The sequence below is a fragment of the Microbacterium sp. genome (assembly GCF_036823965.1).
Lineage (GTDB): Bacteria > Actinomycetota > Actinomycetes > Actinomycetales > Microbacteriaceae > Microbacterium.
Genome location: NZ_DAITBE010000002.1, coordinates 229,246 through 250,472 on the forward strand (window position 1 = coordinate 229,246; position 21,227 = coordinate 250,472).

At 69.3% G+C, this 21,227-nt stretch carries 19 protein-coding genes; 12 read left to right on the top strand and 7 right to left on the bottom strand.

The features are described 5' to 3' along the window. Positions 1-23: 23 nt before the first annotated feature. Entirely contained in the window at positions 24-806 is a 783-nt protein-coding gene (locus tag V7Z82_RS05365) for a sulfite exporter TauE/SafE family protein (protein ID WP_442927594.1), read from the top strand. A gap of 145 nt (positions 807-951) precedes the next feature. Here V7Z82_RS05365 and aspS read toward each other — a convergent pair whose 3' ends face one another. Further along, positions 952-2,733, bottom strand: a complete 1,782-nt coding sequence (aspS, locus tag V7Z82_RS05370) for an aspartate--tRNA ligase (protein ID WP_334148779.1) — start codon at positions 2,731-2,733, stop codon at positions 952-954. Between the two features lie 141 nt (positions 2,734-2,874). Here aspS and V7Z82_RS05375 point away from each other — a divergent pair, with 141 nt between their 5' ends. Further along, entirely contained in the window at positions 2,875-3,249 is a 375-nt protein-coding gene (locus V7Z82_RS05375; RefSeq protein WP_334148781.1) for a DUF5684 domain-containing protein, read from the top strand. A gap of 1 nt (position 3,250) precedes the next feature. Next, on the top strand, positions 3,251-3,880 hold the full coding sequence (locus tag V7Z82_RS05380; RefSeq protein ID WP_334148783.1) for a histidine phosphatase family protein: 630 nt from the start codon (positions 3,251-3,253) through the stop codon (positions 3,878-3,880). Between the two features lie 28 nt (positions 3,881-3,908). Here the strand turns inward: V7Z82_RS05380 and V7Z82_RS05385 are convergent, their stop codons facing one another. Continuing rightward, positions 3,909-4,814 carry an NAD(P)/FAD-dependent oxidoreductase gene (locus V7Z82_RS05385; RefSeq protein ID WP_334148785.1) on the bottom strand — a complete coding sequence of 302 codons (906 nt, stop codon included), beginning with the start codon at positions 4,812-4,814 and terminating at the stop codon, positions 3,909-3,911. Between the two features lie 60 nt (positions 4,815-4,874). Here V7Z82_RS05385 and V7Z82_RS05390 point away from each other — a divergent pair, with 60 nt between their 5' ends. The 5 genes from V7Z82_RS05390 (at position 4,875) to ccsB (ending at position 9,657) form a co-directional block, all read left to right on the top strand. Continuing rightward, a complete protein-coding gene (locus V7Z82_RS05390; RefSeq protein WP_334148787.1) occupies positions 4,875-5,279 on the top strand; it encodes a MerR family transcriptional regulator in 405 nt (134 codons plus the stop codon). Positions 5,280-5,343: 64 nt separating this feature from the next. Then, positions 5,344-6,012, top strand: coding sequence for a TlpA family protein disulfide reductase (locus V7Z82_RS05395; RefSeq protein ID WP_442927590.1), 669 nt, complete (start codon positions 5,344-5,346; stop codon positions 6,010-6,012). A 16-nt stretch (positions 6,013-6,028) separates the two neighbouring features. After that, entirely contained in the window at positions 6,029-6,787 is a 759-nt protein-coding gene (locus V7Z82_RS05400; RefSeq protein ID WP_334148789.1) for a cytochrome c biogenesis CcdA family protein, read from the top strand. After that, complete coding sequence (gene resB / locus V7Z82_RS05405) at positions 6,768-8,666, top strand: cytochrome c biogenesis protein ResB (RefSeq protein WP_334148791.1); 1,899 nt, start codon at positions 6,768-6,770, stop codon at positions 8,664-8,666. Before V7Z82_RS05400 ends, resB begins: the two co-directional genes overlap by 20 nt. A 4-nt stretch (positions 8,667-8,670) precedes the next feature. Further along, positions 8,671-9,657: a c-type cytochrome biogenesis protein CcsB gene (gene ccsB, locus V7Z82_RS05410; RefSeq protein ID WP_334148793.1), complete on the top strand. Its 987-nt coding sequence runs from the start codon at positions 8,671-8,673 to the stop codon at positions 9,655-9,657. Between the two features lie 27 nt (positions 9,658-9,684). Here the strand turns inward: ccsB and V7Z82_RS05415 are convergent, their stop codons facing one another. From V7Z82_RS05415 to V7Z82_RS05425, 3 genes are all read right to left on the bottom strand, one after another. Further along, positions 9,685-10,281 carry a 2'-5' RNA ligase family protein gene (locus tag V7Z82_RS05415; protein ID WP_334148795.1) on the bottom strand — a complete coding sequence of 199 codons (597 nt, stop codon included), beginning with the start codon at positions 10,279-10,281 and terminating at the stop codon, positions 9,685-9,687. A gap of 136 nt (positions 10,282-10,417) precedes the next feature. After that, on the bottom strand, positions 10,418-12,388 hold the full coding sequence (locus tag V7Z82_RS05420; protein ID WP_334148797.1) for a YhgE/Pip family protein: 1,971 nt from the start codon (positions 12,386-12,388) through the stop codon (positions 10,418-10,420). Continuing rightward, the gene (locus tag V7Z82_RS05425; RefSeq protein ID WP_334148799.1) at positions 12,385-15,156 is read right to left on the bottom strand and encodes an efflux RND transporter permease subunit; all 2,772 of its coding nucleotides are present in this window, start codon (positions 15,154-15,156) and stop codon (positions 12,385-12,387) included. The genes V7Z82_RS05420 and V7Z82_RS05425 overlap by 4 nt, the downstream gene beginning before the upstream one ends. A gap of 132 nt (positions 15,157-15,288) precedes the next feature. Here V7Z82_RS05425 and V7Z82_RS05430 point away from each other — a divergent pair, with 132 nt between their 5' ends. After that, a complete protein-coding gene (locus V7Z82_RS05430) occupies positions 15,289-15,912 on the top strand; it encodes a TetR/AcrR family transcriptional regulator (protein WP_334148801.1) in 624 nt (207 codons plus the stop codon). Position 15,913: 1 nt separating this feature from the next. Here V7Z82_RS05430 and V7Z82_RS05435 read toward each other — a convergent pair whose 3' ends face one another. Further along, positions 15,914-17,311 (bottom strand): MFS transporter, encoded by a 1,398-nt coding sequence (locus tag V7Z82_RS05435; RefSeq protein ID WP_334148803.1) that lies wholly within the window; start codon positions 17,309-17,311, stop codon positions 15,914-15,916. Between the two features lie 77 nt (positions 17,312-17,388). Between V7Z82_RS05435 and V7Z82_RS05440 the strand changes: the two genes are divergently transcribed. From V7Z82_RS05440 to V7Z82_RS05450, 3 genes are read left to right on the top strand one after another with little or no spacing between them, the layout of a single operon-like run. Then, the gene (locus V7Z82_RS05440; protein WP_334148805.1) at positions 17,389-18,033 is read left to right on the top strand and encodes a helix-turn-helix domain-containing protein; all 645 of its coding nucleotides are present in this window, start codon (positions 17,389-17,391) and stop codon (positions 18,031-18,033) included. Between the two features lie 31 nt (positions 18,034-18,064). After that, positions 18,065-18,769, top strand: a complete 705-nt coding sequence (locus V7Z82_RS05445; RefSeq protein WP_334148807.1) for a TetR/AcrR family transcriptional regulator — start codon at positions 18,065-18,067, stop codon at positions 18,767-18,769. A 57-nt stretch (positions 18,770-18,826) separates the two neighbouring features. Further along, positions 18,827-20,086 (top strand): MFS transporter, encoded by a 1,260-nt coding sequence (locus V7Z82_RS05450; protein ID WP_334148809.1) that lies wholly within the window; start codon positions 18,827-18,829, stop codon positions 20,084-20,086. A 6-nt stretch (positions 20,087-20,092) separates the two neighbouring features. Here V7Z82_RS05450 and V7Z82_RS05455 read toward each other — a convergent pair whose 3' ends face one another. After that, the gene (locus tag V7Z82_RS05455) at positions 20,093-21,076 is read right to left on the bottom strand and encodes an o-succinylbenzoate synthase (protein WP_334148811.1); all 984 of its coding nucleotides are present in this window, start codon (positions 21,074-21,076) and stop codon (positions 20,093-20,095) included. Positions 21,077-21,227: the final 151 nt, after the last annotated feature.

Here is a 21,227-nt window from a genome sequence, read left to right on the forward strand (position 1 = left end):
GCCTCGAGCAGCTCACCTGGGGCATGCTGCTGCTGGTGATCCTCGCGGCCTTCGGCGCGGGCTGGATCGACGCGGTCGTCGGCGGAGGCGGCTTGCTGCAGCTCCCCGTGCTGCTGCTGATCCCCGGTATGTCGCCGGTGCAGGCACTCGCCACGAACAAGTTCGCCTCGATCTTCGGCACCGCCACCAGCAGCGTCACCTACTACCGCCGAGCGAAACCCGACATCCGCACGGCGGTGCCGATGGCCGTGATCGCGCTCGCCGGATCGTTCGGCGGCGCGGCCGTCGCAACGGTGCTGCCCTCGGCGGCGTTCAAGCCGATCATCGTGGTCGCGCTGCTCGCGGTCGCCCTGTTCACCGCGTTCCGGCCGACGCTCGGAGCGGCGACGAAGCTGCGGTTCGAGGGCCGAAAGCACCACATCATGGCCGGCGCTGCGGGACTCGCGATCGGCTTCTACGACGGCATGATCGGGCCGGGGACCGGCACGTTCCTCGTCATCAGCCTCGTCGCCCTGCTCGGCTACGACTTCCTGCAGGCGAGCGCCAAGGCGAAGATCGTGAACTTCGCGACGAACGCCGGCGCGCTGCTGCTGTTCATCCCGCACGGTTCGGTGCTGTGGCTGCTCGGCGGCATCCTCGCGGTGGCGAACGTCGCCGGCAGCTACCTCGGGTCGCGCATGGCGATCGCGCGCGGCGCGACGTTCATCCGCGTGGTGTTCCTGGTCGTCGTGATCGCGCTGATCGGCAAGCTCGGCGTCGACGTGTGGAACGAGAACATCGTGCCTGCGCTCGCACTGCTCGGCTGAGCGCCTCCGCCCCTTCGACAACCTCAGGGACTCACCACGGGCTGGGGCGCGGAGCCTGTCGAAGCACCGCAGCCGACGCAGGCGCACATGACGAGACCCCGTGCTGCGGGCAGCACGGGGTCTCATCAGACGTCGATGGCGCGGGTCAGGCCTCGTCGTCCTCCGGCTCGAAGTCGACGCCGGCCTCGGCGCGCTGCGCGGGCGTGATCGGCGCCGGAGCCGAGGTCAGCGGGTCGAAGCCGTTGCCGGACTTCGGGAACGCGATGACCTCGCGGATCGACTCGGCCTTGGTCAGGTGCTGCAGCACGCGGTCCATGCCGAGCGCGATTCCGCCGTGCGGCGGTGCGCCGAACTTGAACGCGTCGAGCAGGAAGCCGAACTGCTCGTCGGCCTGCTCGTCGCTGATGCCCATGACCTCGAACACGCGCTTCTGCACGTCCTCGCGGTGGATGCGGATCGAGCCGCCGCCGAGTTCGGAGCCGTTGCACACGATGTCATACGCATAGGCGAGCGCCGAGCCGGGGTCGGTGTCGAACGTCTCCTGGAACTCGGGCTTCGGACCGGTGAACGCGTGGTGCACGGCGGTCCATGCGCCGGCGCCGACGGCCACGTCACCCGAGGCGACGGCATCCGCCGCGGGCTCGAACATCGGAGCGTCGACCACCCAGGTGAACGCGAACTCGTCGGGGTTCAGGTACCCGAGACGGCGACCGATCTCGACGCGCGCGGCGCCGAGCAGCGCGCGGCTCTCCTTCGTGGAACCGGCAGCGAAGAACACACAGTCGCCCGGCTCGGCACCGACGAACGCGGCGAGGCCCGCCTGCTCCGCCTCGGACAGGTTCTTGGCGGCGGGGCCGCCGAGCGAGCCGTCCTCGTTGAACAAGACGTACGCGAGGCCGCGGGCGCCGCGCTGCTTGGCCCAGTCCTGCCATGCGTCGAGCTGCTTGCGCGGCTGTGAGGCGCCGCCGGGCATGCGAACCGCGCCGACGTACTCGGCCTGGAACACGCGGAACGGGGTGTCCTTGAAGTACTCGGTGGCCTCGACGAGCTCGAGACCGAAGCGCAGGTCGGGCTTGTCGGAGCCGTACTTCGACATCGCCTCGGCGTAGGTCATGCGCGGCAGCGGGGTCGCGACCTCGACGCCGATCGTGGCCCACATCGCCTGGATGAGCGACTCCATGAGCGTGATGACGTCTTCCTGGTCGACGAAGCTCATCTCGATGTCGAGCTGCGTGAACTCCGGCTGGCGGTCGGCACGGAAGTCCTCGTCGCGGTAGCAGCGCGCGATCTGGAAGTACTTCTCCACGCCGCCGACCATGAGCAGCTGCTTGAACAGCTGCGGGGACTGCGGCAGCGCGTACCAGCTGCCGGGGCTCAGTCGAGCCGGCACCAGGAAGTCGCGGGCGCCCTCAGGGGTCGAGCGGGTCAGCGTCGGGGTCTCGACCTCGGTGAAGTCCTCGCCGTGCAGCACGTCGCGGATCGCCTTGTAGACGTTCGAGCGCAGACGAAGCGCGGATGCCGGGGCCGGACGACGCAGGTCGAGGTAGCGGTACTTGAGGCGCGCCTCTTCACCGACGGTCTCGCTCTCGGCGAGTGCCGTCGAGACCTGGAACGGCAGAGGAGCGGACTCGTTGAGCACCTCGACCTCTGCGGCGATCAGCTCGATCTCTCCGGTCGGCAGGTTCGGGTTCGCGTTGCCCTCGGGACGCTGCGAGACGACGCCGGTCACCTGGAGCACGAATTCGTTGCGCAGCGGGTGGGCGATCTCCTCGTCGCGGATGACGACCTGGGCGATGCCCGAAGCATCCCGAAGATCGATGAAAGCGACTCCTCCGTGGTCACGACGGCGATCGACCCAACCCGCGAGGGTGACGGTCTGACCGATGTGCTCGGCTCGCAGTGAGCCTGCCGAGTGGGTGCGAAGCACGGAGTATTCCTTCTGATCTGGGAAATGGGGAACCCGCCCATTCTACGGGGGCGCGCGGAGCCGATCCGGCGTGTTCTGCGGGGCGGGGCCGATCGTCAGTATGATCGCCACGACACAGCCATCACACAGAAAGGGTGCACCGTGGACTCCAACGGCATCTCCGATCTCTACGCATCGATCTTCTCCGGCACCACGGGTCTGATCACCCTGGTCTTCTATGTGCTCGTCGTCATCGGCCTCTGGAAGGTGTTCACGAAGGCAGGCCACCCCGGCATCCTCGCGATCATCCCGATCGTGAACGTCATCTTCCTCGTGCGCATCGCCGGCCTGTCCGGCTGGTGGTCGCTGCTGTACCTGATCCCGATCGTCAACATCGTCTTCGGCATCATCGTGGCGATCAAGCTCGGTGAGCGCTTCGGCAAGGGCGGCCTGTTCTCCTTCTTCCTGCTGTTCGTCTTCCCGTACATCGGCTACCTGATCATCGGCTTCGGGGAGTCCCGCTACAGCAGGGCCTGACATGCCCGCGAAGCGACTGCACCTCGTTCGTCACGGTGAGGTGCACAACCCCTCGCGTGTGCTCTACGGTCGGCTGCCCGACTACCACTTGAGCAAGGCGGGCCGTCGGATGGCGCAGGCCGCCGCCGATCATGTCGGCTCGCTCGAGCGGCCGGTCAGCGCGCTGTACTCCTCGCCGCTCGAGCGGGCGCAGGAGTCCGCAGAGCCGTTCGCTGCACGTTTCGACCTCGTGCCCGAGATCGACATCAGGGTGATCGAGCCGACGAACGTGTTCGAGGGCACGCAGATGCGCCGCTCGTTGATGAACCCGATGAACTGGTGGCACCTGCGGCAGCCGTCGCTGCCGAGCTGGGGCGAGCCGTACACGTCGATCGCGGAGCGGATGCTCGGAGCCATGGACGAGGCATGGACCGCGGCGGACGACGGCGACGTGGTCGTGGTCTCGCACCAGGCGCCGATCTGGATCACGCACCTGCGGGTGGCGGGTCTGCCGTTGCGGCACGACCCGCGCACCCGTCGGTGCGCCCTGTCGAGCGTGACGTCGTTCGAACGCGTCGGCGACGTCTGGCGCGAGGTCGCCTACGCCGAGCCCGCCGCGACGGACGGCGCAGTGGACGTCGGCGCGGTCTGATCTGAGTCGATGCCCAGTCCAGCCGGGCTCAGTGCCCGGCGGCCAGCAGCGACTGGATGACGCCCACCGCGGCGAACTGTCCTGCCGTGGCGGCCATCATCACCGCGGCCATCGGGCCGGGCATCGCGGCGCGGTGCGCGAGGTCGCCCGCTGCGTACACGCCTGGTTCCGTGGTGCGGCCGAAGTCGTCGATCTCGATCGCGCCGGATTCCAGCATCCCGAGGCCCAGTTGCTGAGCGAACGGCGCACGCTGTCGCATCGAGCCGGCCGCAACGAAGATGCCGGCAGCGGCATACTCGGCGTCGGCGGTGCGCACCACCACGCCGGCATCGTCGGCGGAGACGGCGATCGCAGTCGATCCGCCGACCCGTACGCCACGCGCCTCGATCGAGGTGACCTCCTCCGCCGTGAACGGGGCGTCCACCGGGATCACGGTGATCTCGCTCACGATGCGGCCCAGCATCGCGATCAGGTGCTGGGCGCGAGCGGCTCCACCGAGCACGGCGATCGGCTTGCCCGCATGCTCGTGTCCGTCGCAGAACGGGCACGCGAAGACCTTCCGCCCCCACAGCGCCGACAGTCCGTCGATCTCGGGCAGATCGTCGACGACACCCGTCGCGAGGATGATGTTCCGGGCGGATGCCGATGCGCCCCCGAGCAGCGAGACGACGAAGTCGCCCTCGACGCCGGCGATGCCCTCGACGGTGGCGTTGCGGATCTCGACGTCGTCATAGGCGGCGAGCTGGGCGCGGGCCGTGGCGCGGAACTCCGCAGGCGGGGTGCCGTCGTTCGCGATCACGTTGTGCATGTGCTGCACCGTGCCGTTGCGGTACTGGCCCGAGTCGAGGAGCAGGGTCGAGCGATGCATCCGGCCGAGCGTCAGTGCTGCCTGCAGTCCTGCGGGTCCGGCGCCGATCACGATCGCGTCATACATGGGGGGAGTCCTTCCGACGTGCGGGTTGCGTTCACCGACAGTCTGTGACTTCATGTTGACATGAAGTCAAGTGCTGAGCATCCCTGGTCCGTCGGCGACGTCGCTGCGCGCTTCGACCTGCCGACGAACGTGCTCCGGCACTGGGAGTCGGTGGGACTGCTCCGCCCGGAACGCGACACCGCAGGGCGCCGCCGGTACGGCGAGGACGAGGTCGTGCGGATCGCCGTGATCCAGCGCAGCAAGGCCGCGGGGATGAGCCTCGAGCAGATCGCCGTGCTGCTCGACGACGGCAGCGCCGGCCGTCACGTCGTGCTGCAGGCGCACCTCGACGACCTCGACCGACGGATGCAGGAGATGCGGCTCTCGCGTGCGATGACCGAGCACGCGCTGCGGTGCCGCTCGCACGACATCGCCACGTGTCCTCGGTTCCGGGAAGGCGTCGCCGACGTGCTCGCGCAGCTCTGACGGCGTCGGGTACCTGGGGGTCGTATCGGCCTACGCATAGGAAGCCGCGCGTAAGCTGGGAATCGTGTCTCCTGCTCTCTGGGTTCCCGAGCCTGTCGAAGGGCTTTCATCCCGCAGCGGCCGCTCCACCCGCATCCGACGCCCCCGTCGTGCGCTCGGAGCCGCGCTCGCCGCGGTGCTCGCGGTCGGTCTGAGTGCCTGCGCCCCTGACCCCGTCAGCGAGTCGTTCCTCAGCGGGGAGAACACCGGCTACGTCGCGGCCGATGGCGCGATCGTCGAGATCCCGGTCGCCGAACGCGGCGAGCCGGTCGAGTTCGCCGGCGTCACCGAGAACGGCGAGGACTTCGACAGCGCAGACATCGCGGGTCAGGTCGCCGTGGTCAACTTCTGGTACGCCGGGTGCGCCCCGTGCCGCGTGGAGGCGGCCGACCTCGAGAGCGTCTGGCAGGAGTACGAAGACCAAGGCGTCTCGTTCATCGGCGTCAACACCCGCGACCAGGCGGACACGGCACGCGCCTTCTCCGAGGAGTTCAAGGTCACCTACCCGAGTCTGATCGACGTCGACACCGCCGAGGCCAAGCTCGCGTTCGCGCAGGCCGTGCCGATCGCCGCGACGCCCACGACCCTCGTGCTCGACAAGCAGGGTCGCGTCGCAGCGCGCATCATCGGGCCGATCGACGGCACCTCGATCCTCTCCACGCTCGTCAAGGACGCGCTCGCGGAGACGCCGTGACCGCGGCGGGTGCGCTGTGAACGCCGAATCCATCATCGGTTCGGGCGCACTCTGGTTGGCGATCCCGGTGGCGATGCTCGCCGGGCTGATCTCGTTCCTCTCCCCCTGCGTCCTGCCACTGGTCCCGGGGTACCTCGGGTTCCTCGGCGGCGCGGTGACGCCGCGGTCGGCGAAGGGTGCCGATGCCGCAGCCCCGGGCCGCGGTCGGCTCGTGCTCGGCGTGCTGCTGTTCATTTTCGGCTTCAGCATCGTGTTCGTCGCCATCACGGCGCTCGGCGGCGCCGCGAACGTGTTCATGCTCCAGTGGGGCGAACTGATCACCCGCATCCTCGGCGCAGTGATCATCCTGATGGGGCTCGTGTTCCTCGGACTGTTCGGCTTCGCGCAGCGGGAGCTCCGCTTCCACGTCGATGCGAAGTACGGCGTGATCGGGGCACCGCTGCTCGGCATCGCGCTCGGCATCGGCTGGGCCCCCTGCCTCGGACCGACCCTCACCGCGATCTTCGCGCTCTCCTTCAACGCGGGCGACCCGGTGCGCGCCGGATTCCTCGGCCTCGCCTACTCGCTCGGACTCGGCATCCCGTTCCTGCTCGTCGCGCTCGGCTTCGGCTGGGCGACGAAGACGGTCGGATTCCTGCGCCGGCACATCCGCGTTGTGAACATCATCGGCGGTGTGCTGCTGATCCTGCTCGGCATCCTGATGGTGACCGGGCTGTGGACCGACATCATGTCCCGCCTGACGGCGGTGATGGGCAGTGTCCTCCTCCCGCTCTGACAAGAACTCCCGCCAGCAGAACCCCCAGCACCAGAAGAACAAGGATGCCGTGACCTCCAAGACCACCGACAGCAGCGATCCGCTGCGGCCGTCAGACCACGTCGACGGCGACGACTCGGTCGCCCAGCCGAGGCTCGGCTTCGTCGGCTGGCTGCGCTGGGGATGGCGTCAGCTCACCTCGATGCGCACCGCCCTGGTGCTGCTGCTCGTGCTCGCGATCGCCGCGATCCCCGGCTCGATCTTCCCCCAGCGCATGGCCGACCCCAACGGTGTCAGCCAGTGGCAGCGCGACAACCCCGACATCTTCCCGATCCTCGACGGTCTGAAGCTGTTCGACGTCTACCTGTCGCCGTGGTTCTCGGCGATCTACCTGCTGCTGTTCGCCTCGCTCGTCGGCTGCGTGATTCCGCGCATCCGTCACCACGCGAAGGCGCTCCGTGCACGTCCGCCGCGCACGCCGGCCCGCCTGCAGCGCCTCGAGGACTTCCGTTCCGTCGAGCGCATCCCTTCGACAGGCTCAGGGACCCACGGGGATGGCTCAGGGACCCAGGGGGATACCGATGCCGCAGCATCCACCTCGGTCGACATCGCGACCTCGCAGCTGAAGGCGCTCGGCTATCGAGTCGAGCGCTACGACCGCGGCCGTTCCTTCTCGGTGTCAGCCGAGCGCGGATACTGGCGCGAGACCGGCAACCTGCTCTTCCACCTCGCCCTGGTCGGCGTGCTGGTGACGGTCGGCGTCGGCGGCGGCTTCTCGTACACCGGCCAGCGCGTGCTGGTCGAGGGGGAGACCTTCGCGAACACGCTCGTCGACTACGACTCGATGAACCGCGGTCGCTTCGTCGGCGATGATGCCCTCGCGCCCTACTCGATGCGCCTCGACACCTTCGATGTGAGCTACCAGCCCTTCGGCGAGCCCGGTTCCGGGCAGGCCGGCGACTTCTCGGCCAACATGACCGTGAAGGAGCACGGCGAGGAGCGCACCGGCTCGGTGCAGGTGAACCACCCGCTCGGCGTCGCCGACGACAACGTGTTCCTGCTCGGCAACGGCTACGCCCCGACGATCACCGTGCGCAACGCCGCCGGTGACGTGGTGTTCACGAACAGCGTGCCGTTCCTGCCGCAGGACACGCAGATGACCTCGCTCGGCGTGATCAAGGTCACCGACGGGCTCCCGGAGCAGCTCGGTCTGCTCGGCTTCTTCTACCCGACGACCGGCGTGCTCAAGAGCGGTGCCTTCTTCTCCGCCTACGGCGCGCTGACGAACCCGACGCTCACGCTCGACGTGTACTCGGGAGACCTCGGCATCAACGAGGGCACCCCTCGCTCGGTCTACGTGCTCGACACCACCGACCTCACCAAGCTCACGGGACGCACGACGGACGTCGCATCGATCGAGCTCGCACCGGGCGAGACCGCCGATCTGCCGAACGGCATGGGCACCGTGACCTTCGAGGACGAGTCGCCGGCCGGCGCCACCGACGCCTCGCAGTCGGTCAAGCGGTTCGCCTCGCTGCAGATCCACCGCGACGACTCCGGCCCGTGGGTGCTCGCGTTCGCACTGCTGGCCCTCGGCGGACTCATGCTCGCATTGTTCGTCCCGCGTCGCCGCATGTGGGTCAAGGCCACCGCGACCGCCGACGGCGTCGCCCTCGAGTACGCGGGCCTCGCCCGCGGTGAGGACCCGACCATCGCGATGGCGCTCGACGACCTGGTCGCCGGCCACGCTCGACTGCTCGACGCCGAGGGCTCGACATCGGCTCGTCCCGACGCCGATGTTGAAGCCGACCCCGCCCCCGACGCTGAAGCCGAGGCGCCCGCGGCACCCGAGGCCGCAGCATCCGACAGCCCTGCATCCGACACTCCGAAAGTAGACTGACACCATGTTCGACCTCAACGTGATCTCGCCGATCCTGCTGTGGACGGCGATCGCGATCTACGCCGCAGCGTTCGTGGCCTACGCCTTCGACCTCGCACGGCGGTCGCAGCTGTCCGCGGATTCGCAGACAGCGCGTGAGGCCGAGCTCGTCGGCGCCGGTGTCGGCGCCCGTGGTCGCGCGTCGGCCGGGGCAGTGTCGGGTTCGACGACGGATGCTCCGCCGCAGCGTTTCGTGATGGCTCGCATCGGCACCTCGCTCACGGTGCTGGCGTTCTTCTTCCACTTCGGTGCGACGCTGACCCGTGGCATCGCCGCCGGCCGCGTGCCGTGGGCGAACCTCTACGAGTTCGCGATGATCGGCACGCTGCTCGTGATCGCTGTGTACCTGATCGTGCTCACCCGCATGGATCTGCGGTTCCTCGGCACGTTCATCACCGGACTCATCGTCGTGCTGCTCGGACTCTCGTCGACGAACTTCTACGTCGACGTGTCACCGCTCATGGATCCGCTGAAGAGCGTCTGGCTCGTGATCCACGTGTTCGTGGCGTCGCTCGGCACCGCGTTCTTCGCGCTGGCGTTCGCGCTCTCGGTGATCCAGCTCATGCAGTCCCGCCGCGAGCGCCTCGTGTCGGAGGGCGCAGAGAAGACCGGTCCGGGGTTCCTCCGCACCTTCCCGACCGCGGAGCGCCTGGAGAGCATGGCGTACCGCTTCACGATCATCGGCTTCATCCTCTGGACGTTCACCCTGATCGCCGGGTCCATCTGGGCGTACTACGCCTGGAGCCGCTTCTGGGGCTTCGACGTCAAGGAGACCTGGACCTTCGTGATCTGGGTGCTCTACGCGGGCTACATCCACGCGCGAGCGACCCGCGGATGGCGCGGCAACCCTTCGGCATGGCTCGCGATCGTCGGCTTCTCGGCCGTGATGTTCAACTTCACGATCGTGAACGTGTTCTTCAAGGGCCTGCACGCCTACTCGGGCATCTCCTGAGCTCAGGCGGTCACTGATCCGTCGGTGTCACCAGCGGGCCTGCGGGCCCAGTGGGACGATCTCGGCGTGCTCGACGCCGTCCTCGTACCAGACGAACTCCGCCTCGGAGATGGTCTCGGCCGGACGTGAGCCGAGCGAGCGGCGGGACTTGTGCGAGAGCTCGGTCCAAGCCGCCGGTGTGAGCGTCTTCGCGTAGAGCACGGAGAGGTGGAACGTCCAGTCCTCCACGGTCCGCTCATCGAGGCGCTGGAGGTCGGTACCCGCGAGGGCCGTGCTCAGGCTGGAGTATGCCGACACCAGGGATGCCGTGCGCGCCAGGCGCAGGATCACGACCTGCCAGGGCGAGGGGAACACGTCCACCGCCTCGGCGACGACCTCGATCGGACGCCGTGCAGCGGCCCATTCGTGGATGACGGTGCGCAGCTGCTCGCGACGCTCCGGCTCGTGGAACGCGCGCAGGGTGACGTGCTCGGTGTGCGGGTGCGGAGTGGTCATTCGGGTCAGGGCTGAGCGCTGCACGGAGCGGTAGACATCAGCTACCGCGGTCCTCGGCCGCAGCACCAGGTACTGCTGACCCTCCAGCTCGGCGAGCTGGGCGGGGGAGGACATGAAAGGTCGTCGCATCTCCTGATCGTATGCGCGTGAGGCACCTCCCGTTTGCCGCAGGCCGAAACCGGGACCGAAACGAAAGACCGCGACGTGTCCGGATGGACATGCCGCGGTCTTTCGTTGTCGTCTCCGTTCCCACGGAGACGCCGGCTCAGGCCGTGGCCAGCACCGCCTTCGTCGACGTCGTGCGACGCACGGTCACCGCGAGCGTCGTTGCGACCAGCGACAGCACGCCCCACACGACCAGGGCGGCGATCGCGGACCCGCTGCCGGCGATGAGTCCGGCGAATGCGGGAGCGGTGGGCAGCGCTGCGCCGAGGCCGGCGAGCCAGCCGGGCACGGTCGAGATCAGACCGGTCGCGACCGCCAGGACCCCGACGAGCGCGCTGATCCATCGGCCGATGCCGCCGAACAGGGCGACCAGGGCCTGGTTGACCGCGGCGAACACGATGCCGGCGAGGACTGCGGTGCCCGCGAAGGCCCACCAGGCGCCGACGTCATAGCTCGCGACGAACTGCACGATGATCGCGACGAGGAGGCCCTGGCCCGCGCCGATCAGCGCGGCCGGGGCGAACGCCCGCAGGGCCAGCCCGGCCGAGGAGCGGCGCGAGGTGAGCGTGCGCGCCGTGTGCGCCCGCATCACGATGAACGACGCCAGGCCGCCGAACCACAGCACCACGGCTGCGAGCAGCGGGATCGCGGTCGGCCCGAAGATCGTGTTCATCGAGGAGTCCGTCGACACCGGGTCGGCGATCACGGAGGCGAGCGAAGTCGACTCGGAGTCGCTGAACGAGGGGAGCGAGTCGGCTGCCGTGCGCAGGCCGCCGGCAAGATCGCCCGTCCCGGTCGCCAGGGTATCGAGTCCGCTCGCGAGCTCGGTCGTGCCGTCCGCGAGTGCGGTCGCGCCATCGGAGAGCTGCGTCGCACCGGAGGCGAGGGCGCGCGCGCCGGCGGCTGACTGGTCGATGCCCTGGCTCGCGAGCTGGTTCAGCCCACCGGCGAGCTGGGTGGCGCCGGCGCCGGCCTGCGACATGCTCGAGGCGAGGGTGCTGAGGGTGCCGGGGATGGCGGCGATGCCGCCGGCGACCTGTGGCGCGCTCAGCGTGCCGGCGGCGGTCCCTGCGGAGGTCGCCGCTGCCGCGGCGGAGGCCGCGGCGGTGCGGAGCTGGTCGCACATGCTCTCGCCGGACACTGCTGCATCGCAGGTTGCAGCCATCGTGCCGAGGGTCGTCGCCAGGTCCTTGGTCTGTGCCGCGGCCTGGGTGGCCGTGCCGGTGGCGGACTGCACGGTGCCGACGAGCTGAGTGATGCCGCCGACGTTGTCCTGCAGTTGCGTGCCACCAGCGGTCAGCCCGGCACCGATCGTGCCGGCGCCGTTCGCGGCATCCCGAGTGTTCTTGGCGATCGTGTCGAGACCGGTGGCGAGCGAGGATGCGCCGGAGCCGAGCTCCGTCGCGCCGGAGGCGAGCTTCGTCGCGCCGTCGGGGATCGCGGCGGCGCCGGTGGCGGCATCCCGTGCCCCGGTGGCGAGCTTCACCGCACCGTCAGCTGCGTCACCGATCTGGTCGCCGATCGTCGTGAAGCCGACGAGGATGTTCTCGGTCGTCGCCTCGGAGAGCATGGTGCCGAGGGTCGATGCCGCGACGTTCGCGATCTGCCCCGTGATGAGGTCGTCGGCGACGAGTCCGTCTTCCGGCGTCGTCACTTCGATCGTCGCCTGCTCAGGGTTGCCCCCGCCGTCGGCGATGGCCTGTCCGGACGACGTGGCAGCGGCCGAGAAGCTCTCGGGGATCGTGATGACCGCCTGGTACGAGCCGTCGGCCAGGCCGTCAGCTGCATCCTCCTCGTTGGAGATCACCCAGGTGAGGTTCGAGTCCAGGTCGTCGGAGCCCTCCACGAGCCCTGACGCCAGCTGGCGGCCGAGCGGCGTGACCTGTCCGTCGATGGTCACCGGGTCGTCGAGGTTGACGATCGCGGCGGTCATGGAGTCCAGGCGCTCGGTCGGGTTCTGCAGCGCCGCGACGAGGATGCCCCCGACGGCGGCGGGCAGCAGCAGGATGCCGAGGATGGTCAGCCACGTGATGGGCTTGCGGGAGCGTGCGCGCTCGATGGGGAGGGTCATGCGGTCACCTCGGTGGATTCTGCGGACGACCGGCGGGTCGAGCGCGTATCGAAGACGGCGGCGGAGGGCCAACCGGCCTCCGAGAGGATGGTGCGAGCCGCGTCGGCATCTGATGCCGTGGCGAACACCGCGAGGGGGCGGGATGCCGCTGCGTCGCGCAGCATGGCGGCCGCCTGGTCACGCTGACCGCCGGCGAGGCGGTCGAGGCCGTCGATCACGACGACCGCGGACTTCCCTCGGAGCGCCTCGGCGAGGTCGAGGAGCGCGGCATCCGGGTCGTCGACCAGGACGCAGCCGACGTGCGCCCGCACCCAGGCCGCGCGGCCGGGGAGCAGATGCCCGGCGACGCGGAGGCGTCCCTCATCTGCCGGGTTGCGGCCGGCGACGGCGAGCGCCAGCGCGCGGCGCACGCGGTGATCGGATCCGGTGGCGACGAGCGCCCCGCCCGGTGCCACGCGCAGCGTGACGCCTTCGAGCACCGGTGCGTCGGCGCTGATCGAGAGCTGGTCGGCCGCGATCACCGAGTCGTCGCCGGGCCACGAGGCCAGGTGCCGCTCGCGCTCGACCGCTTCGCCCTCGATGTCGACGCTCGGCAGGATCTTCTCCAGCCATGCCGGCAGCTGCCAGGCGCGCTCGCCGAGGATCGCCATCAGGGCGGGGATCAGCGTCATCCGCACCAGGAAGGCGTCGATCGCGATGCCGGCGGCGAGGCCGAGAGCGATCGGCTTGAGCGAGGAGTCGCCCTCGGGGACGAACGCCACGAACACCGCGAACATGATGAGACCGGCGGCCGTGACGACCTTCGCAGAGCCGGTGAAGCCGCTTCGCACGGCACGCTTGGCGGCAGCACGCCGCGTCGCGCGGTCCGGGCTCTTCGAGTCCTTGTCGTGCACGAAGTCCTCGCGCATACGGGACACCAGGAACACCTGATAGTCCATCGCCAGGCCGAACAGCACGCCCATCAGGATGATCGGCATGAAGCTGATGATCGGGCCGACCTTCGCCACATGCAGGGCATCGGCGAACCAGCCCCACTCGAACACCGCGCCGACGACGCCGAACGCCGCGACGATCGAGAGCAGGTAGCCGAGGGCCGCCGTGATCGGCACCCACAGCGAACGGAACACGATCGTCAGCAGGATGAGCGAGAGCCCGATCACGAAGATGCCGAAGGGCAGCAGCGCATTGCCGAGCTGGTCGGAGATGTCGATGCCGACGGCGGTGAATCCGGTGACCTTCAGGTCGATACCGAACTCGTCGAGCCATTCGTCATGGTGGGAGCGGAGCTCACGCACCAGGTCTGCGGTGGCAGGGTCATCGGGAGCGGTCTCCGGGATGATCTGCACGATGCCGGTGTCCGCGGTCTCGTTCGGGGTCGCGAGGGCGACCTCCTTGACACCGGGGATGTCGCCGACGGCGTCGCCGAGATCCTCCATCAGACCGAGCGGATCGGTGGAGGTGACGATCGTTCCGGTGAGGATCAGCGGGCCGTTGAAGCCGGGGCCGAACTCCTCGCCGACGAGGTCGAAGCTCTGGCGAGCCTCGGAGTCCTTCGGCAGCACGCCGGCATTGGGGAGGGCCAGGTTCAGGCTGAGCGCGGGCACCGCGACGATGCCGAGCCCGATCACCACGGCGAGCGAGACCAGGACGGGATGCTTGGTGACGCCGCCGACCCAGCGGTCGCTGAACCCGCGACGCGGTGCGGCGACCTTCTGGCCCTTCTTGGGCTTGGGTTCGCGACGCGGGCGACCGACGACCTTGCCCTTCATGAAACCGAGCAGTGCCGGGGTGAGCGTGACCGCGATGGCCACGGCGATCGCGACTGCCACCGAGGCGGCGATGCCCATGGTCGTCAGGAACGGGATGCCGGCGAAGCTCAGGCCGATCAGCGCGATCAGCACCGTCACGCCTGCGAAGACGACTGCCGAGCCTGCCGTGCCGACGGCGCGGGAGGCGGACTCCTCCGGATCGACCCCCGCTCGGACCTGGTCCTGGTGTCTCGCCATGATGAAGAGGGCGTAGTCGATGCCGACCGCGAGGCCGAGCATGAGCGCCAGGAGCGGCGTCGTGGACGACACCGTGGCGAACGCGGTGGCGGCGAAGATGCCGGCCATCGAGATCCCGACGCCGAGCACGGCGGTGAGGAGTGGGAGACCTGCGACCACGAAGGAGCGGAAGGTCACGATCAGCACGAGCAGGGCGATCAGCAGGCCGACCGCTTCGGTGAGCGTCAGGCCGGGGATCGAGGTCGCGAACAGGTCGCCGCCGAGGGCGGTCTGCGAGCCGTCGGGAAGCTCGGCGGCGAGGTCATCGGATGCAGCGCGCAGTGCATCCTTCGTCTCGTCCGAGACGTTGGTCGATTCGCCGTCGAACTGCAGGCGGATGATCGCCGCGTTCTCGTCGTCGTTCACCATGCCGGTGACCATCTCGTCGTACGGGGAGTTCGCCGCGAGGACCCCGTCGAGGTCGCCCAGCTCGTCGACCGCGTTCTCGATGTCCTCGCGGTACGGGTCGTCGGTGATCGTGTCACCGTCGGCGGCGACCACGATGATCTGCGCGCTCGTGCCGCTCACCTGCGGGAACGAGCGGGAGAGCTGCTCGAGCCCCGCCTGCGACTCGGTGCCCGGGATGGAGAACGAGTTGTCGGTGCCGGCGCCGAGCACGAGCGCGCCCGCACCGGCGATGCCGAGTGCGAGAAGCCAGGAGACGAGAACCCGCCACGGGTGCCGGAACGACCAGCGACCGAGCGAAGACAGGAGAGTGGACACGCATTCCTCCGGGGGGATGAGGTGTGGATACACAGGTGTATCCAATACATAGTTGTATCGTAAAGTGAAGCGCCCTCCGCAGTCTGTGTGCAGGGTGTGAATCATGCGAGAGTGAGGGGACAGGAGGTCTCGATGACGACACCCGCAACCCGCAGCCGAGAGAACACGCGAGCACGGCTCCTCGAGGCGGCAGCCCAGGTCTTCGCCGAGGTCGGACTCGACGGTGCATCGGTCGAGGCCGTGTGCGAGCGCGCCGGATTCACGCGCGGCGCGTTCTACTCGAACTTCGAATCCAAGGACGAGCTCTTCCTCACGCTCGCTGCGAGCGTGGCTGACGTCCGCGTGAGCGCAGTGCGCACCCGCATCGAGGAGCTCACCGCGGAGGGCGCGATCGCAGAGGGATGCGACCCGGTCGATCTGGTGCAGCAGGTGATGGAGCTCGGCGGCGACGATCGCCTCGGCGTGATGCTGATGAGTGAGATCCGCATCCGGGCCGTGCGCGACGCGCAGTTCGGCGCCGCCTACCTGGCCCAGGAGCGCGAGATGGTCGCCAGCATCGCGCAGATCATCGACGACATCGCCGAGTCCGGGTTGCTGACGCTCCGGCTTCCCGCCGAGACGGCCGGTCGGATGCTCATGATCCTCTGGGAGGGCATGACCGTCCGCGGTGCCATGGCCGGGCAGGATGACGAGACGCTGCGTCACTCCGGCAGTGAGGAACTCGGTCGTCTCGTGCAGCTGCTGATCGAGAAGTAGGTCAGCGGTGGCCTCGGTCGTGTGACCGGACCAGGGAGAGGAGCACGGCGACGGCGAGCGCTGCCGCGGTTGTCAGGAACGTGATCCGCAGCCCCGAGGTCAGCGCGTCGACGCCCGCGGCGCCGACCACGGTGGATCCGGATGCCGCGGCGAACAGTGCCGGCAGCAGTGAAGCGCCGGTGACGAGGCCGAGGTTGCGTGAGAGCCCGAGCAGGCCGGAAGTCACGCCGCGTCGATCAGCCGGAGTCGCGGCGAGCACCCCGGTGGTGTTGGCCGCGAGGAAGAGCTGGTAGCCGGGCGCCAGCAGCACGGTGCCCGTGATGTAGCCGGGAAGTCCCCACCACGCGGGCAGCAGCGCGAGCGCGAGCGCTCCGGCGATCATCGCCGAGAGGCCGGTCGTCGTCATGCGCCGTGTTCCGAAGCGGTCGACAGCGCGACCTGCACGCACGCCGGTGCAGATCGAGGCGACCGGCCCGGCGGCCATGATCGCGCCGATCGCAGCGGGGGAGAGGTCGAGGGCGCCGGCGAGGAAGAACGGCCCGACCACCAGGGTGCTCATCATGACCGTCCCGACGATCAGGTTCAGGGCGGCACCGATCGAGATAGCCCGAGTGCGCAGCAGTGCGAGCGGGAGGACCGGCTGCGCTGCGCGGCGCTCGCGCAGGACGAACAGCAGCAGGAGAGTCGCTGCGCCCCCGAGGATCGCCGCGGTCGGCCACTGGTCGCCGGTGCCAGGCGTCGTGACGCCGAGCGTATAGAGCGCGACGGCTCCGGTCAGCAACAGGACGCCGGCGACGTCGAAGGGTCGCCGTCCCGCACGAGCGGGTGCAACGTCATGGATCCGCCAGGTCAGGAGCGCCGCAAGCGTCCCGAGCGGCGCCATGATCGCGAAGATGGCGGGCCATCCGGCGACCGTGATCAGCAGACCGCCGAGCGCCGGTCCGGATGCCGTGCCCACGGCGGCCGTCGTGCCGAGCAGTCCCATGGCCGCGCCGAGGTGATCCGCTGGCACGAGATCGCGTGCGCGTGCGAGCGGCAGCGCCATCATGACGGCGGCGCCGACACCCTGCAGGGCTCGAGCGGAGATGAGGGCGCCGAGCGTCGGGGAGAGCGCGCTCAGCAGTGCGGCGCCGCTGAAGATGGCGATCCCGATCAGCAGCACCCGTCGTCGACCGAGCAGATCGCCGAGGTGGCCGACGGTGAGGCTCGTCGCGGTCATCGCAAGCAGGTAGGCGACGGCGATCCACTGCGTCTGCGCCACCGTGCCCCCGAGATCGGCCGCGATCGTGGGGAGGGCGACGTTGGCGGCGCTCGTTCCCAGCGATGCGACGAGCACGCTGAGGGCGAGGCCGCCGAGGTCGGCGCGTAGTCGAGGAGCATTCGGGTCGGTGGCTGTCATGGCCCCAGGTTGGATGCTCGAATGCCGTTACGGCAACTGCTGTTGCTGAAACCGGGATATCGTGCTGAGATGACGGGATGGACGAATCGTCATCGGCACTCGAGAGCACGCTCCGACAGATCGGTCCGCGTCTGCAGGCGCTGCGTGCCCGGCGCGGCCTCACGCTGGCCGAGGTCGCGAGCGCCACTGGGATCTCGAAGAGCACGCTGTCGCGGCTGGAGACGGGGCAGCGTCGGGCGAGTCTCGAACTCATGCTGCCGCTGGCCAAGGAATATCGGGTTCCGCTCGACGACCTCGTCGGCGCGCCGGAGACCGGTGATCCTCGCGTGCGACTGCGTCCGCGCCGCGTCAATGGTCGTACGGTCGTCGCCCTCACGCGACAGCCGGGCGAGCGCCATGCGTGGAAGATCATCGTCCCGCGGACGTTCCAGGAGCCGACGCTGACCGCGCACGAGGGTTCTTCGTGGATGTATGTGCTGTCAGGGCGCATCCGCCTCATCGTGGGTGATCGCGACGTGATGCTCGGGAGCGGCGAGGTCGCGGAGTTCGACACGCGCACGCCGCACTGGTTCGGCGCGGATGGCGAGAATGACGCCGAGATCCTCACGATCTTCGGAACGGACGCGGGGCACGGGCATCGGGATGCGGCGCTGGCGACGCGCCATCTCGCCGAGGTGCTGGGTGAATCCGAAGCGGTGAGGGCGACATCGATCGAGGATTGATTTCGAGAGTAGACTCTCATAACCTGGTGAGGTGACCCTAACTTCTTCGGCTGCACGCCCGGATCCGCGTCGACGACCGGGACGTCCGCCTGCACTGGATGCCGAGGCGATCGCGATCGCCGTCGTAGACATTGGCTTCCCAGCCCTGACCTTCGCCGCCGTCGCCGAACGCCTCGGCGTCGCGCAGGCGACCCTCTACCGTCATGCGAGCAACCGGGATGAGCTCGTGCGGCTCGGTCTCGATCGCGCCCTGCGAACGGCTGAGTGGCCGGAGCTCGATGGTGACTGGCGGTCCCTGCTGGAGCGGAGCGCCGTGGCGTCGTGGCGGGTCTGGGAGCAGCACCCCGGCGCCGTCCTCGAGGTCGCCAGGGGCATCGTGCCGTGGTCCATCGTCGCGATCTCCGATCAGGTCGGCGTCGCGCTCGTCGAACGGGGTTTCTCCGCCCGCGCCGCGGTGCTCGCGGTCGACCTCGTCTTCGATCTCACGGCCGACAGCCGACGTGGTGCGGAGACTCTCGACGCACCGACCGCAGAAGCGGAGGGTGGTATGCGCGAACGCATCGAGGAGCAGTGGCGTGACTCCTCGCGCTCGCCTGACGGCCCGGAGGCACCTGTGCATGCCGAGATGCTCCGCGCGATCACGGCCGGCCCGTTCGAGTGGTTTCACGGGAAGCTGCAGATCGTGCTCGCCGGCATCGAGCAGGAGCTCGCTGGTTCGGGAACTGCCCGCGACTAACCGAACCGACGAACCGACGACCCGACGACCAGCGCAGCATCCGACAGGAATATCCGTATGACCGAGCACGACACCGCATCCATCCCCACCGCACCACCGGCGACCCGCTCGCAGGTGCCGCTCCTGCTGGGAGCGGTGTTCCTCGCCTACCTCGCGCAGATGACCCTCAACCCGATCATCGCGCCGCTGTCGCGCGAGGTCGGGCTCGCGGAGTGGCAGATCGGCGTGACGATCAGCGTCGCCGCCGTGATGGTCGTGCTCACGAGTCAGTTCTGGGGTCGACGCTCGCAGTCCTGGGGCCGCAAGCCCGTGCTGGTGTTCGCCTTCGTGCTCGCGCTCGTCACGATGTCGTTGTTCGCGCTCACCGCCTACTGGGGCATGCGTGGGCTGCTCAGCGGCACCGTGCTCTTCCTGCTGTTCGTGCTGCTGCGCGGGATCGGGTTCGGGGCGGCGCTCGCCGCAGTGCCGCCAACCGCGCAGGCATACATCGCTGATGTGACGCGAGATGAGAAGGCTCGGGTGAAGGGCATGGCCGGCGTCGGCGCTGTGCAGGGCATCGCGATGATCGGTGGATCGATCGTCGGCGGCGTGCTCTCGGCGTTCGGGTTGATCACGCCGCTCATCGTCGTGCCGGTCCTGCTGCTCGCGGCGCTCGGCGTCGTGGCGTTCCGACTGAGGCGCGAGACTCGCACCGAGCTCATCGAGAAGCCCGGAAACGTTCGACCCTTCGACACGCGTGTCTGGCCGTTCCTCGTGGCAGGATTCGGGATGTTCACCGCGCTCGGCTTCATCCAGGTCATCACGGGCTTCATCGTGCAGGATCGGCTCGGCCTCACAGCGGCGCAGACCGGACTCGTCACCGGTGGAGCGCTGCTCTCGGCCGGCGTCGGCATGGTGACCGCGCAGGCTGTGATCGTCCCGCGGAGCGGATGGACGCCGCCCACCCTGCTCCGCGTCGGCGGACTCACGGCGCTGCTCGGTTTCGTGCTGCTTATCGCCGACCTCGGGGCTGTGCCATTGTTCGCGGCGATCCTGCTCATCGGACTGGGTCTGGGTACGGCCATGCCCGGGTACACGGCCGGCCCGACCCTGCTCGTCCGCCGCGACGAGCAGGGTGGGCTTGCCGGATTGATCGGCGCCACGACCGGGTTGACGTTCGTCGTCGCACCGACGCTCGGCACCGCCCTCTACAGCGTGTGGCACGCGCTGCCGATCATCCTCGGCGCCGTGATCATGGGCCTGGTCACGGTGTTCGTGTGGGTGCACCCGCGCTTCCGTCTGGTTCCCGCGGTGACGGAGCCACCCGTCGGGGAGTAGCCGGGGTCAGTGCGCCGCGGCGGCGAGCTCGTAGTGGCAGCGCGCGAGCCGTGCGGTCCACCATTCCCGGCGCTCATCGGATGCTGCGAGGCGCGTGAGCGCCGCGGCATCCGGCGTCACTCGACCGACCGGGATCGACCCGTCCGCCGGCCGCAGGTCGGCGACGTCGTCGAGGAAGAGCGATGCGGTGCCGAGTCCGCAGTCGAAGTCGAGCGTCGGCAGGGCTGCAGCGAGCGCGGCGCCCTGCGACAGGCCGATCGCGGTGTCGAGCGCGCTCGACACGATCGCCGGCAGGCCCGCGGCCGTCACGATCTGCAGCGCGTGGGTGACGCCGCCGAGCGGCTGCGCCTTGATCACGAGCAGGTCGGCTGCACCGGCGCGCGCGACGGCAAGGGGATCAGCCGACTTCCGTACGCTCTCATCCGCTGCGACCGGGATGCCCATGTACTTCACCCGTCTGCGCAGGTCCGCAAGCTCCGGCACGGTCGCGCACGGCTGCTCGACGTACTCCAGGTCGTACTCGCCCAGTGCGTGCACGGCGTGCTCGGCTTCGTCGACGTTCCAGAAGCCGTTCGCGTCGATGCGGATGCGGCCCTCCGGACCCATGACCTCGCGTACGGCGCGCACCCTGGCGATGTCGTCCGCCAGGGACTGGCCGGGCTCGGCGACCTTCACCTTGGCCGTGCGGCATCCGGGGAATCGTGCGAGCACCTCGGCGACGCGCTCGGCGTCGACACCGGGAACCGTGGCGTTCACGGGGATCCGCTCGCGCAGCGGTGCCGGCTGTTCGTGCCACGCGAAGTCGATCGCGGCGGCGAGCCAGGTCGCGGCCTCGGCATCCTCGTACTCGACGAACGGTGAGAACTCCGCCCAGCCCTGCGGGCCTTCGAAGAGCAGCGCCTCGCGCGTATCGACGCCGCGGAAGCGGGTGTGCATCGGGAGCGCGACCACCCTGGCCGAGTCGAGCAGGTCTTCGAGCGAGGGGAGCATGGCCCCATTCTGCTCTCTGCGGCACGTGTCGCGGCATCCGCCCTGCCGAAGTCCGGAGTTCCGGTCGCAGTTCCCGCCGCGCGCGGACGCGTCCGACGGCGCGAACTGCGACCCGAACCGAAGGACCGGGTCCTCACGGTGATCACGGGCA